This window comes from Nioella sp., assembly GCF_964229645.1.
Taxonomy (GTDB): domain Bacteria; phylum Pseudomonadota; class Alphaproteobacteria; order Rhodobacterales; family Rhodobacteraceae; genus Nioella.
Genome location: NZ_CAXREX010000239.1, coordinates 1 through 11,437, shown reverse-complemented (window position 1 = coordinate 11,437; position 11,437 = coordinate 1). Strand labels below are relative to the sequence as shown.

The 11,437-nt window shown below is 65.2% G+C and carries 13 protein-coding genes and 1 other RNA gene; 10 read left to right on the top strand and 4 right to left on the bottom strand.

The window, feature by feature from the left end:
• Positions 1-165 precede the first annotated feature (165 nt).
• The 3 genes from rnpB (at position 166) to rpmG (ending at position 2,236) form a co-directional block, all read left to right on the top strand.
• An RNA gene (gene rnpB / locus ACEQXV_RS16040) (RNase P RNA component class A) lies at positions 166-565 on the top strand.
• Positions 566-691: 126 nt separating this feature from the next.
• Entirely contained in the window at positions 692-1,978 is a 1,287-nt protein-coding gene (gene chrA, locus ACEQXV_RS16035; protein WP_370254997.1) for a chromate efflux transporter, read from the top strand.
• A gap of 90 nt (positions 1,979-2,068) precedes the next feature.
• Positions 2,069-2,236, top strand: coding sequence for a 50S ribosomal protein L33 (gene rpmG, locus ACEQXV_RS16030; RefSeq protein WP_007814563.1), 168 nt, complete (start codon positions 2,069-2,071; stop codon positions 2,234-2,236).
• Positions 2,237-2,305: 69 nt separating this feature from the next.
• On the opposite strand, the gene ACEQXV_RS16025 is transcribed toward rpmG, so the two are convergent.
• From ACEQXV_RS16025 to ACEQXV_RS16015, 3 genes are all read right to left on the bottom strand, one after another.
• A complete protein-coding gene (locus tag ACEQXV_RS16025; protein ID WP_370254994.1) occupies positions 2,306-3,013 on the bottom strand; it encodes an SGNH/GDSL hydrolase family protein in 708 nt (235 codons plus the stop codon).
• 89 nt (positions 3,014-3,102) lie between these two features.
• The gene (locus tag ACEQXV_RS16020) at positions 3,103-3,843 is read right to left on the bottom strand and encodes a Bax inhibitor-1 family protein (protein ID WP_370254993.1); all 741 of its coding nucleotides are present in this window, start codon (positions 3,841-3,843) and stop codon (positions 3,103-3,105) included.
• A 143-nt stretch (positions 3,844-3,986) separates the two neighbouring features.
• Positions 3,987-4,199: a DUF1127 domain-containing protein gene (locus tag ACEQXV_RS16015; protein ID WP_370254992.1), complete on the bottom strand. Its 213-nt coding sequence runs from the start codon at positions 4,197-4,199 to the stop codon at positions 3,987-3,989.
• A 123-nt stretch (positions 4,200-4,322) separates the two neighbouring features.
• Between ACEQXV_RS16015 and ACEQXV_RS16010 the strand changes: the two genes are divergently transcribed.
• On the top strand, positions 4,323-5,174 hold the full coding sequence (locus ACEQXV_RS16010; RefSeq protein WP_370269995.1) for a LysR family transcriptional regulator: 852 nt from the start codon (positions 4,323-4,325) through the stop codon (positions 5,172-5,174).
• Between the two features lie 4 nt (positions 5,175-5,178).
• On the opposite strand, the gene ACEQXV_RS16005 is transcribed toward ACEQXV_RS16010, so the two are convergent.
• On the bottom strand, positions 5,179-6,216 hold the full coding sequence (locus tag ACEQXV_RS16005; RefSeq protein ID WP_370269994.1) for a LacI family DNA-binding transcriptional regulator: 1,038 nt from the start codon (positions 6,214-6,216) through the stop codon (positions 5,179-5,181).
• A 157-nt stretch (positions 6,217-6,373) separates the two neighbouring features.
• Between ACEQXV_RS16005 and ACEQXV_RS16000 the strand changes: the two genes are divergently transcribed.
• The 6 genes from ACEQXV_RS16000 to ACEQXV_RS15975 form a co-directional block, all read left to right on the top strand.
• On the top strand, positions 6,374-6,562 hold the full coding sequence (locus ACEQXV_RS16000; protein ID WP_370254987.1) for a hypothetical protein: 189 nt from the start codon (positions 6,374-6,376) through the stop codon (positions 6,560-6,562).
• A 23-nt stretch (positions 6,563-6,585) separates the two neighbouring features.
• Positions 6,586-7,734: a TRAP transporter substrate-binding protein gene (locus ACEQXV_RS15995; RefSeq protein WP_370254986.1), complete on the top strand. Its 1,149-nt coding sequence runs from the start codon at positions 6,586-6,588 to the stop codon at positions 7,732-7,734.
• Positions 7,735-7,846: 112 nt separating this feature from the next.
• The gene (locus tag ACEQXV_RS15990; RefSeq protein WP_370254985.1) at positions 7,847-8,362 is read left to right on the top strand and encodes a TRAP transporter small permease; all 516 of its coding nucleotides are present in this window, start codon (positions 7,847-7,849) and stop codon (positions 8,360-8,362) included.
• Positions 8,363-8,380: 18 nt separating this feature from the next.
• On the top strand, positions 8,381-9,709 hold the full coding sequence (locus ACEQXV_RS15985) for a TRAP transporter large permease (RefSeq protein WP_370255004.1): 1,329 nt from the start codon (positions 8,381-8,383) through the stop codon (positions 9,707-9,709).
• A 5-nt stretch (positions 9,710-9,714) separates the two neighbouring features.
• Positions 9,715-11,022 carry a histidinol dehydrogenase gene (hisD, locus tag ACEQXV_RS15980; RefSeq protein ID WP_370254983.1) on the top strand — a complete coding sequence of 436 codons (1,308 nt, stop codon included), beginning with the start codon at positions 9,715-9,717 and terminating at the stop codon, positions 11,020-11,022.
• 1 nt (position 11,023) lies between these two features.
• Positions 11,024-11,437 (top strand): SDR family NAD(P)-dependent oxidoreductase (locus tag ACEQXV_RS15975; protein ID WP_370269992.1); only part of this gene is annotated, 414 nt, incomplete at its 3' end.

Here is an 11,437-nt window from a genome sequence, read left to right as displayed (position 1 = left end):
GCTCGATGCGCGCGACATGGGGATCATGGCCGATCTCGCCGACCGGCACCCGGCCTGACAGCTGCCGTGCGCCGGTTTTCTGTCGAAGAAAACCGGTCGAAATCCGCGCCGGATTTCGCGGCCGCTCTTGACGGCCCCGGTTGTGCCCCCCTAGATGCCCGTCGCGCGGAGGGCTGGATGGCCGCGGGCGGGGCGACCCGGTCGAGGAAAGTCCGGACTCCCTGAAGCAACGGTGCCGGGTAACGCCCGGGCGGAGCAATCCGACGGAAAGCGCCACAGAAATGAAACCGCCACCGGGCCGGTCGGGCAACCGATACCGCCGGCGGTAAGGGTGAAACGGTGGAGTAAGAGACCACCGCGGGCCTGGCAACAGGACCGGCACGGCAAGCCCCACCGGGAGCAATGCCAAATAGGGACCTCGCGTGCGTGTCACAGGGCCGCTTCAGCCCGAGAGGTCCGGGTTGGCAGCTAGAGCCTGCGGGCAATCGCAGGCCGAGAGGAATGGTCATCCATCCGCAGGGAAACCTGCGGGGGACAGAATCCGGCTTACAGGCCCTCCGCGCGTTTCCTTTTGCCTTTCGTCGTCCTCTTGGGGCTCTGCCCCAAACCCCGGGATATTTGCGGAACAATGAAGCCGGGGCTTGTCTATCCTGTCGAAGCCGGGTCCAAGGGAGACAGGCAGGAGGGGACCATGGCAGACGATCGACGATCATTGGCGGAACTGGCGCGCGTCTTCGGGCGGATCGGGCTTCTGTCCTTCGGTGGTCCGGCAGCGCAGATTGCCCTGATGCATCGCGAGCTGGTCGAGACCCGCGACTGGCTGAGCGAACGTCAGTTCCTGGGCGCGCTGTCCTTCACGATGCTGCTGCCCGGACCCGAAGCGATGCAACTGGCCACCTATGCGGGCTGGCGGCTCGACGGCACGCGCGGCGGGCTTCTGGCGGGGGGGCTTTTCGTGCTGCCCGGGGCGCTGGTGGTTCTGCTCCTTGCGGCGCTTTACGCCATTTTCGGTCAGCTGCCCCTCGTCGCCGCGCTTTTCCTGGGGATCAAGGCCACCGTCATCGTGGTGGTGATCGAGGCCCTCCTGCGCGTGGGGCGCAAGGCGCTGAAGGGGGCGGTGGCCTATGGGCTGGCGGCTCTGGCCTTTCTCAGCCTCTTCGCCTTTGCGCTTCCCTTCCCCCTCATCATCGCGGGGGCGGCTCTTGCGGGTGCCCTTTGGATGCAGGCGGAGGCCGACGCCGCCGTTGCCGCCGCACCGCGCGTCCGAACGGCCCGCACGCTGACGACGGTGGCGGCCTGGGGCGCGCTCTGGCTGGTGCCGCTACTTCTGCTGTGGCTGGTCGCCCCCGAGGGTCTGCTGACGCAGGTGGGGCTCTTCTTCGCCAAGCTGGCCGTTGTGACCTTCGGCGGAGCCTACGCGGTGTTGGCCTACATGGTTCAGCAGGTGGTGGGCGATTACGGCTGGCTGACAACGGGGCAGATGATGGATGCGCTCGGGCTTGCGGAGACCACGCCGGGGCCCCTGATCCTGGTGACCGAGTTCGTGGGCTTCCTGGCCGGGGCCGGGCAGGGCGGGCTGTGGCTTGGCCTGGCGGCGGCGCTTGTCACGCTCTGGGTCACCTTCGTGCCCTGCTTCCTCTGGATCTTCGCCTTTGCCCCCTACGTGGAGTGGATCACCGGCCAGCCGCGGCTCAACGGGGCCCTCTCGGGCATCACCGCCGCCGTGGTGGGGGTGATTCTGAACCTCTCGCTCTGGTTCGCGCTGCATGTCTTTTTCGGCAGCGTGACGCAGGTGGCCCTGGGGCCCGCGCAGCTTTGGCTGCCCGATCCGGCCACGGTCGATCTCGGGGCGATTCTGCTGGCAGGGCTTGCGGGATGGCTGCTTCTGCACCGTAAGTGGGGGCTTTTGAGCGTTCTGGGCACCATGGCGCTGGCCGGGGCGGGGTGGAGCCTCGCAATTTGGCCCCTTTTCGGTTGACACCATCCCGCCGGGCGGTAAAAGACGCGCTCAACCAGAGACACGAGCGCCGGGCCAACGCCCCTGCGCCCCGCTTTGCAGGAGTTTGACATGGCGAAGCCGACCACCATCAAGATCCGCCTGAATTCCACGGCGGGCACCGGCCACTTCTACGTGACCAAGAAGAACGCACGCACCATGACCGAGAAAATGGTCGTCCGGAAATATGACCCGGTTGTTCGCAAGCACGTGGAATACAAGGAAGGCAAGATCAAGTAAGATCCTGCATCCAGGGTTATCCGGGACCGGGCCGCGCTGATCCAGCTGCGGCCCGGTGTCGTTTTGGGCTCAGGGCAGCGCAGATGGCCCCGGCAGCAGATGAGGGCCCAAGGTCTCGGCCCAGACCCGATAGGCAAGGGGCGCGGGGTGGAACCCGTCCCGCGCCATGTAGTCGGGACGGAAGGGCAGCGTGAAGGGCAGGTATTGGAAGCCCGCTTGCGGCGCGGCCTCTGTAAGGGCGCGGTCCAGCCGGGCGGCCCGCTGACCGAGCCGGCCGCGCAGGGGCCGTGGCAAGAGCGGAAAGACCCCCATCGGGGGCACACCCGTCATCACCACGTTGGAGGCACCGAAATCCTCCCGCAGCCTGTTCGCAATCTCGATGCGCCGCTCCAGGACCCTGGAAAGGTCGCTCAGCCGGGTCACGTCGTTCGCGCCAAGCACCACGAGGGCGGCGTCGATGGGCTGGCGGGGCAGGGTGGCAAGGCGGGCTGCCGCACTGGCCGTCGTGGCCCCCGTCGCGGCCTCCAGCTGCCAATGCAGCCGCACATGGGGGCAGAGCACGCGGGCCAGCTGCCCGCTCAGCGCGTCTTCCTGCCGCTCGGCCCCGACCCCTGCCGCGGAACTGTCCCCCAGGATCAGAAGGCGCAGGTCGGGGCCATCTCCACCAACTCCTGAGCGCGGCCCCGGCGGCTCTGGCAGGCGTTCGGCCCGCGCGACGACCCAGAGGGCCTGAATGGCAAACAAGGGAAAGAGGGCAACATCGGCAAACTGGGTCATGGGGTGAAACCTAGCGCGCCGCGCCCCCCGCTCAACGAAAAAGGGCCAGCACGAGGCTGGCCCTTCCGTCTGGTCATCCGCTCTGCGCGTTACTCGCGATTGCCGAGGAACTGCAGCAGGAACATGAACAGGTTGATGAAGTCGAGATAGAGGTTCAGCGCGCCCATGATCGCGGCCTTGCCGAGCCACTCTTCATCCATGTGGCGGGCGTGGTCGATATAGGTGTTCTTGATCGTCTGCGTGTCATAGGCGGTCAGGCCAGCGAAGATCAGCACACCCAGAACCGAGATCACGAAATGCAGCGCCGACGAGGCGAGGAAGATGTTCACGATCGAGGCCACGATGATACCGATCAGGCCCATGATCAGGAACGTGCCCATCCCCGACAGGTTACGCTTGGTGGTGTAGCCATAAAGGCTGAGCCCGGCGAATGCGATCGCGGTGATCAGGAAGGTCTGGACGATGGAAATCCCGGTGAAGACCGAGAAGATCCAGCTGATCGAGATGCCCATCACGGCCGAGAAGGCGTAGAAGAACAGCTGCGCGCCGGCCGCCGACAGGCGGTTGATCATGGCGCCGAAGGCAAAGACCATGATCAGCGGTGCGAACATGACGGCCCAGCCCAGGATGTTGGGTTGCAGGGTCATCGGGTCACGGAAGATGGACAGCATGGCCGGCGAGGTGCCGATGCCCCAGGCCGCGCCTGCCGTCACCAGCAGACCCACGGACATGGTGGCATAGACCTTGTTCATATGGGCGCGAAGCCCCTCGTCGATCTGGGCGGCACTGATGCCGCCGGCGCGTGCGCGCATCGTGTCGTATTGAGCCATCTGGTCCTCCGATAAAGGCGTTGTTGGGTGGCGGAACGCGAAAACGCCCCGCCTTGCCCGACAATATCGGTAAGGCGGGGCGTTTTTTCAAGATTCACCCGACAGGGAGAGTGCTGTTTTTCGAGTGGTGAATCCGGGGGCGGTCAGTAGCGCCAGCTTTGCGGCACGTCCCAGGCCGGACGGGTGGCTTCGCGGGCGATGTCCGCTTCGCTCAGCCCCATGTCGGCCATTGCGCTGGCATCAAGGCGCTGCAACGCGCGGCGCTGGCGCCAGGCGGCGAGGGCGGCGCGGGCGAAGGCAAGGGTGCCCATGCGGCGCGGGGCATAGACGGCAGAGCGGTCGGCAATGTAGGTCATCGGCTTTTCTTTCCAAATCTTGAATATCGGCGGGGTTCATATCTCGATGATTGATATATACAGCAGGCCATGACATAAGAAAAATGAATGTTTTTGAAATCTATCATCACAAGGCTTGATGAAATGAGAAACCTCGACATGACCGCAATGCGCGCCTTCGTCACCGTGGCTGACGCGGGCGGGGTGACCAAGGCCTCGGGGTTGCTCAACCTCACGCAGTCAGCGGTGTCGATGCAGCTCAAGCGGCTGGAAGAAAGCGTGGGCGTATCGCTGATCGACCGCTCGGCGCGCAAGCTCGGCCTGACCAACGAGGGTGAACAGATGCTGAGCTATGCCCGGCGCATGCTCGACCTCAATGACGAGGTGCTGGCCCGTCTGACCGCGCAGGATTACGAGGGCGAGCTGATGCTCGGCGTGCCCCATGACATCGTCTACCCCGCGATCCCGCAGGTGCTGCACCGCTTCAACGCCGCCTATCCGCGCATGAAGGTGCAGCTTGTCAGCTCCTATACCTCGCGCCTGCGCCGCATGCTTGAGAGGGGCGAGTTGCACCTTGCCCTGACCACGGAATCGGCGCTCGATGCGGGGGGTGAGACGCTTCAGGAACGCCCGCTGGTCTGGGTGGGCGCGATTGACGGAAACGAATGGCGGCAGCGCCCGTTGCGGCTGGCCTTCGAACAGCTCTGCATTTTCCGCAAGCCGGTGCAGGAGGCGCTGGACCGTGCCGGGATCAGCTGGGAAATGGCAGTGGACAGCGACAATTCCCGCACCGTCGAGGCCTCGATCAGCGCCGACCTGGCCGTGCATGCCTGCGTGAAGGGGGCCGAGCCTCCTTACGTGGAGCGGATCAAGCACAGCGGTGCCTTGCCCGACCTGCCGCGCATCAAGATCAACATGTATGGCGCGGAAATGGCCAAGACCGAACCCGTGCGCGCCTTGGCGGACATGGTGCGCAAGGCCTACCAGGCCATGTAAGCGTTCACTCGGGGGCCGGGCCCAGGGTCTGGCGGCGGATCAGACAGGTATCCAGCCGGATGCTGTCGCCTGTGGCTTCGCCATTCAGCGCCTCGACCAGCATGCGCGCGGCTTTCCGGCCCATATCGCGATGGGGCACGTGCACCGTCGTCAGCGGGGGCTCGACCAGTTGCGCCAGTTCGATGTCGTCAAAGCCGGTGATCGACACGTCACCGGGAACCGACAGCCCCATGCGCCGGGCCGCGCGCAGCGCCCCCACGGCCAGAACGTCGTTGCCGCACAAGACTGCCGTGGGCGGCGCGCTGCCCGCCATAACCTCGCCAAAGGCGCGATCGCCGTTCTCGACGGAATAGGGTGTTTCGACCAGGTGCAGCCCGGTGGGGTCCAGCCCATGGGCCGCCATCGCCTCGCGGATGCCTTCGACGCGCTCGCTGGCGCGGTCATTCGCGGCCGTGGGGGCCGAGATCACGGCCAGCCTGCGATGCCCTTCGGAAATGACCGTCTCGGCCATCTCGCGCATGGCGGCGCGGTTGTCGAACCCGATCGACGATCTTCCGCGCGAGGGCTGATAGGCCCAGGCCACCAGCACGGGGATCGACCGGTCGTCGAGGAAGTCGTAGATCCCGGCATCGCGGTGATGCCCGATCAGCAGCAGCGCATCGGCCCCGCGGGCGCAAAGCGTGCGCACCTGCTCGCGCTCGACCTCTTCGCTATAGGACGACGAGGCCACCAGCAGCGTCATGCCATGCAGGCCCAGCTCTTCCTGGAAGGCCTGGATGCCGCGCGCGAAGATCGCGTTTTCCATCGTCGGGATGATCGCGCCGATCGTGTTGGTGCGCTTCGCGGCCAGCGCCCGGGCCCCGAAATTGGGTGCGTATCCCAGCCGATCGACCGCTGCCATCACCCGCTCGCGCGTGGATTTCACCACCCGGTCGGGCGAGTTCAGACAGCGGGAAACCGTGGCCGTCGAGACCTCGGCAAGCCTGGCCACATCTTCCAGCGTGGGAACGCCCTTGCCCTGTTTTTGCGGCCTGCTCGGCATTGTCGCCCCGGTCCTTTCCATCTTGTGTCGTCGCGCTACTTTCCGTTCTAGACCAATTACCGTCCGGCGGGAAGAAGCGTGTAAGCGCTTGCATGGATATATGTAAGCGCTTACACTCAATCCGAATCGGCGATCAAGCCGGGCTCGGGAGGGGGCCATGATCTTCGGACTTTCAGCAGTTCTGTTTCTTGTCTTCGTGACGAACGTGGCCTTGGGCGCGTTTGGCGGGGCGTCGTTCATGAACGACGTGCAAGAGATGATCGTGCTGTTTCTGACATCCATCACTTTCGTCGTCGGCATTCTCATGCGGGAGGCCCGGCGGAAAGCTGAAGAGAAGAACCGCTAAGAAAATCTAAGGGAGGAAGCGGAATGGACTTCAAAGACAAGCAGGAGCTGAAATCGGCCGAACGGCGGAATTTCCTGAAGCTGGCCGGGACCGGCAGCTTCACCGCGGCGATGGTCGCCGGGGCAGGGGGTGTTCTGTGGTCCGATCAGGCCGCCGCACAGACCGCGCAGGAGGAGCGCGCGCGTGAGGATGCCGCCGATCACATCATGACCCTGGCCACCGCCTACGTGCTTGGCGCGTCGCGCAGCTACCCGATCATGCAGCTGGACCTTAAGGAAAACATCCAGAACATGACCAACGGCAAGGTCTATGTGCGCCTTGCCCCCGGTGGTCAGCTCGGCGCCGGTGGCGCGCTGGCCCAGGCCGTTCAGAGCGGCACCATCCAGTGTGCGCAGCACTCGCTGTCGAACTTCGCGCCCTTCGCCTCGGCGGTTGACCTGATCAACCTGCCCTATTTCTGTGGCTCCAACCAGCGCTTCACCAACCTGGTGAACTCCGACACCTGGAACACCGTGGTGCATCCGCGCGTCGAGGCGGCGGGCTTCAAGGCGCTCTACTACGTCGTGATCGACCCGCGCGTTGTGGCCGTGCGCCGTGGCGGCGACGCGATCATCACCCCGGCCGACATGGAAGGCGTCAAGTTCCGCGTTCCCGGCTCGGCGATGCTGCAGCAGTATTACCGCATGGTCGGCGCCAACCCGACGCCGGTGGCCTGGGGCGAAACCCCCTCGGCGATCCGTCAGGGCGTGGCCGATGCGCTCGACCCCTCGGTCGGCGCGCTGCATGTCTTCGGCTTCGGCGAGATCCTCAGCCACGTCACCTTCACCCAGGCGGTGCCGGACGGGCAGGTCTTCTCGATGAACCTCGAATGGTTCAACTCGCTTCCCGCCGATGTGCAGGAAGGCATCGAGTTCGCAGGCGAGATCACCACGCAGCAGAACCTGGCCAAGGTTCCGGCGGCCCGCGCCTATGCAATGGCCGAACTGCGCAACTTCGGCGTGGAGTTCCACTCGCTCAGCGATGACCAACTGGGCGAATGGCAGGCCGCAGGCGGCTACCAGCGCAGCGAATGGGACGAGTTCAAGATGGAGCTCGCCGGCGACATGGATACCTTCGCCAGCCTCGAAGAGGCGGCAGGCACCATGGGCCGCTACTACGTCCACGACGCCTAAGAGCGACAACACAATGGGCTGGCGCGCGACGGGCGCGCCAGCCTGCACCCCGACCCGCGCGGTATACGCGACGGGAGGGAACCGGTGACGCCGGGGCGCGTTCGGAGGGGCCATGTCCAGACTCTACAATGCAATAGACAGGAACGCCGAGCGCTGGCTGCTCCTCGTCTTTTACGTGATGCTGGTCATCACAATGGCGATCGAGGTTCTGCGGCGAGAGCTGCTGTCCTTCTCGTCGATCTGGGGCGAGGAAATCGTCCGCTACTCCTTTATCTACCTGGCCTGGATCGGTGCTGCCGCGGCGGTGCGCGAACGTGGCCATATCCGCATCGACGTGATCATGAATTACGTCGGCCCCCGGGTGAAAGCCGTTCTCTACATCTTCGGCGATATCGTGATGTTCATCGTCGCGGTCATCGCGATCTACTGGTCGTGGGAGGCGGTGCATGTCTCCTGGACCTATGGCTCGGTCACGCACGGGCTTCGGATCGGGCTCTACCTGTTCCTCTTCGCCGTGCCGTTCGGCTTTGCCCTGGTGATCTTCCGCCTGGTGCAGTCGTTCCTTCGTGACCTCTCCGATCTTCGTAACGGGCGGCCCGTTTACGAAGGCGACAAGCTCTTCGATTAAGGGAGGACCCGCGCCATGATGTGGCAAGCGCTTCAGGAAACTTCCCTTGAACTGGGGTGGGATTTTTACGGTCCCGTTATCATCTTCGTCATTCTCATCGCCTTGGCCGTGCCGGTCTGGGCGGCCATCGGGGCCGCGTCGATCCTGATGCTGCACTGGTCCGGCGCCCTGCCGCTGAGCCTGTTGGGCGAAAAGCTCTTCACCGGCATCGACGCCTTCGCGCTGACGGCCGTGCCGCTCTTCATCCTGACCGGCGACGTTCTGGTGCGAACGGGGCTCAGTCGAAAATTCCTCGACGTGGCCGAGGCGCTGACCTGTTGGGCCAAGGGCGGCTTCGGCTCTGCCACGGTCCTGGTCTGCGGCATGTTCGCCGCGATCTCGGGCTCGGACGCGGCCGGTGCGGCCGCCGTGGGCCGGATGACGATCGACCGGCTGGTGGAATCGGGCTACCCGCGCCCCTATGCCTGCGCCCTGGTGGCCGCTGGCGCCTGTACCGGCATCCTGATCCCGCCCTCGATCGCCTATATCATCATCGGCCTCGTCCTGGGCATTGCCGTTTCGACCCTGTTTCTTGCCGCGCTCATCCCCGGCCTGCTGATCCTGCTGTCGATCCTGGCCACCAACGTGGTGATGAACCGCCTCAACGCCTGGGAAGGCGGGGGGATCATGACCGCCGCCGAATGGCGGGCGAACCTGTGGCGGACCATCAAGTCCGGCTGGTATGCCTTCCTGGTGCCCGGCATCATCTTCTACGGCATCTTCTCGGGCCGCCTGACGCCGACCGAGGCAGGGGCCGTGGCCGTGGTGGTGACCATCGCGATGGGCTTCATCCTGGGCACGCTGAAACTGTCGGACTTCCCGGCCATGCTGGTCAGCTCCGCCAAGGTCAACGGGGTCATCCTGCCCATCATCGCCTTCTCGATCCCGCTGGCCGAGGCACTGGCCATCATCGGGGTGCCGCAGGGCTTCGTGGGCGCGCTGACATCGCTCTCGGACAATGAATACGTGCTGATCGGCATGATGGTCCTGATCCTGATCGCGGCGGGCTGCGTCATGGAAACCACGCCCAATATCGTGATCCTCGCGCCGATCCTGAAGCCGCTCGCTGACAATATCGGCATGAACGAGGTTCAGTTCTGCATCATGATGATCACCGCGCTTGGGGTGGGCTTCATCACCCCGCCGCTCGGGCTCAACCTCTTCGTCGTCTCCGGTATCACCGGAGAGTCGATCCTGAGGATCGCCAACAGGGCCATCCCCTTCGTGTTCTTCATGCTCATCGTGACCCTTCTGATCGCCTACGTGCCCGCGATCTCCACCACCCTGCTTCCAGAACTATACAGGTAATCAAAATGCCGAGAGAGTATCTCAAGAAAGCCAGCCTGACCTCGAAGAGCGATGCCTCCGAGACCCACAAGATCGTGCAGGGGATTCTCGACGACATCGAGCAGGGGAGAGATGCCAAGGCCCTGGAATATGCCGCCAAGTTCGACCAGTACGAAGGCAGCATCATCCTGAGCCCCGAGGAAATCGAAGCCGCCTGCGCGCTGGTGCCCGAAAAGCTCAAGGCCGATATCCGCTTTGCCCATGACAACGTCAAACGCTTCGCAGAGAAGCAGAAGGACACCGTCGCAAACGTGGAATACGAGGTGGTGCCGGGCCTGATCGCGGGGCAGAAGGCGATCCCGGTTGATGCGGCGGGATGTTACGTGCCCGGGGGGCGCTACAGCCACGTGGCCAGCGCCATCATGACCGTAACCACCGCCAAGGTGGCCGGCTGCCGTCACATCACCGCCTGTTCGCCGCCGCGCCCGGGCGTGGGGGTGGCACCTGCCATCATCTACGCGGCCCATATCTGCGGTGCCGACACGATCATGGCCATGGGCGGCGTGCAGGGCGTTGCGGCGATGACTTTCGGCCTTTTCGGGCTGCCCAAGGCCAATATCCTCGTCGGTCCGGGCAACCAGTTCGTGGCCGAGGCCAAGCGCATCCTCTTTGGTCGCGTCGGTATCGACATGATCGCGGGCCCGACCGACAGCCTGATCCTGGCCGATGCGAGTGCCGATCCGCTGGTGGTGGCGACCGACCTGGTGGGCCAGGCCGAGCATGGCTACAACTCGCCCGTCTGGCTGGTGACCGATGACCGCGCACTGGCCGAAGAGGTGATGCGCCTTGTGCCCGATCTCATCGCGGACCTGCCCGACGTGAACCGCGACAATGCCGCCGCCGCCTGGCGCGACTATGCCGAGGTCATCCTGTGCGACAACCGCGAGGAAATGGCAGCCACCTCTGACGATTACGCGCCCGAACACCTGACGGTGCAGGCCGAGGACCTTGACTGGTGGCTCGACCGGCTGACCTGCTATGGCTCGCTCTTCCTGGGCGAGGAGACCACCGTGGCCTTTGGCGACAAGGCGTCTGGCACCAACCACGTTCTGCCCACCTCGGGCGCGGCCAGCTACACCGGCGGGCTCAGCGTGCACAAATACATGAAGATCGTGACGTGGCAGCGCGCCACGCGTGAAGGCGCCAAGCCCGTGGCCGAGGCCACCGCGCGCATCGCCCGTCTGGAAGGCATGGAGGGGCACGCGCGCACAGCCGACATCCGGCTGCACAAGTATTTCCCCGACGAGGTATTCGACCTCAGCGCCGAGGCCTGACATGGACAACCCATCCGGGCTCTTCGACCTGACGGGCCGCGTGGCCTGCGTCACCGGGGCCCGTTCTGGCCTCGGGCGTCGGGCGGCGTCGGTGCTGGCGGCGGCGGGCGCGCGGGTCGTGGGCGTCGCCCGCCGGGCCGAGGCGCTTGCCGACTGGCAGGCTGAGACCGGGGACCGGGCCGCCGTGGTGGCCTGCGACCTTGCGGACCGCGCCGCGCGGGAGGGGTTGGCGGAGCGTCTCTCCGCCCCCTTTGGCGCGCCCGACATCCTGGTGACGGCGGCGGGTGTGAATACCCGACAGCCCGCCGATGACGTGACCGAAGAGGGCTGGGACCTGACGCTGGAGCTCAACCTCTCGGTGCCCTTTTTCCTGGCGCAGATGCTGGCCCCCGCGATGAAGGACAAGGGCTGGGGC

Excerpts from the sequence above, each read along its gene's own strand:
- ACEQXV_RS15985 (WP_370255004.1), top strand. The coding sequence starts at position 8,381 with ATGTGGCAAGCGCTTCAGGAAACTTCCCTTGAACTGGGGTGGGATTTT.
- hisD (WP_370254983.1), top strand. The coding sequence starts at position 9,715 with ATGCCGAGAGAGTATCTCAAGAAAGCCAGCCTGACCTCGAAGAGCGAT.
- ACEQXV_RS16005 (WP_370269994.1), bottom strand. The coding sequence starts at position 6,216 with ATGCCGAGCAGGCCGCAAAAACAGGGCAAGGGCGTTCCCACGCTGGAA.
- ACEQXV_RS16000 (WP_370254987.1), top strand. The coding sequence starts at position 6,374 with ATGATCTTCGGACTTTCAGCAGTTCTGTTTCTTGTCTTCGTGACGAAC.
- chrA (WP_370254997.1), top strand. The coding sequence starts at position 692 with ATGGCAGACGATCGACGATCATTGGCGGAACTGGCGCGCGTCTTCGGG.
- ACEQXV_RS15995 (WP_370254986.1), top strand. The coding sequence starts at position 6,586 with ATGGACTTCAAAGACAAGCAGGAGCTGAAATCGGCCGAACGGCGGAAT.
- ACEQXV_RS16020 (WP_370254993.1), bottom strand. The coding sequence starts at position 3,843 with ATGGCTCAATACGACACGATGCGCGCACGCGCCGGCGGCATCAGTGCC.
- ACEQXV_RS16015 (WP_370254992.1), bottom strand. The coding sequence starts at position 4,199 with ATGACCTACATTGCCGACCGCTCTGCCGTCTATGCCCCGCGCCGCATG.
- rpmG (WP_007814563.1), top strand. The coding sequence starts at position 2,069 with ATGGCGAAGCCGACCACCATCAAGATCCGCCTGAATTCCACGGCGGGC.
- ACEQXV_RS15990 (WP_370254985.1), top strand. The coding sequence starts at position 7,847 with ATGTCCAGACTCTACAATGCAATAGACAGGAACGCCGAGCGCTGGCTG.
- ACEQXV_RS16010 (WP_370269995.1), top strand. The coding sequence starts at position 4,323 with ATGAGAAACCTCGACATGACCGCAATGCGCGCCTTCGTCACCGTGGCT.
- ACEQXV_RS16025 (WP_370254994.1), bottom strand. The coding sequence starts at position 3,013 with ATGACCCAGTTTGCCGATGTTGCCCTCTTTCCCTTGTTTGCCATTCAG.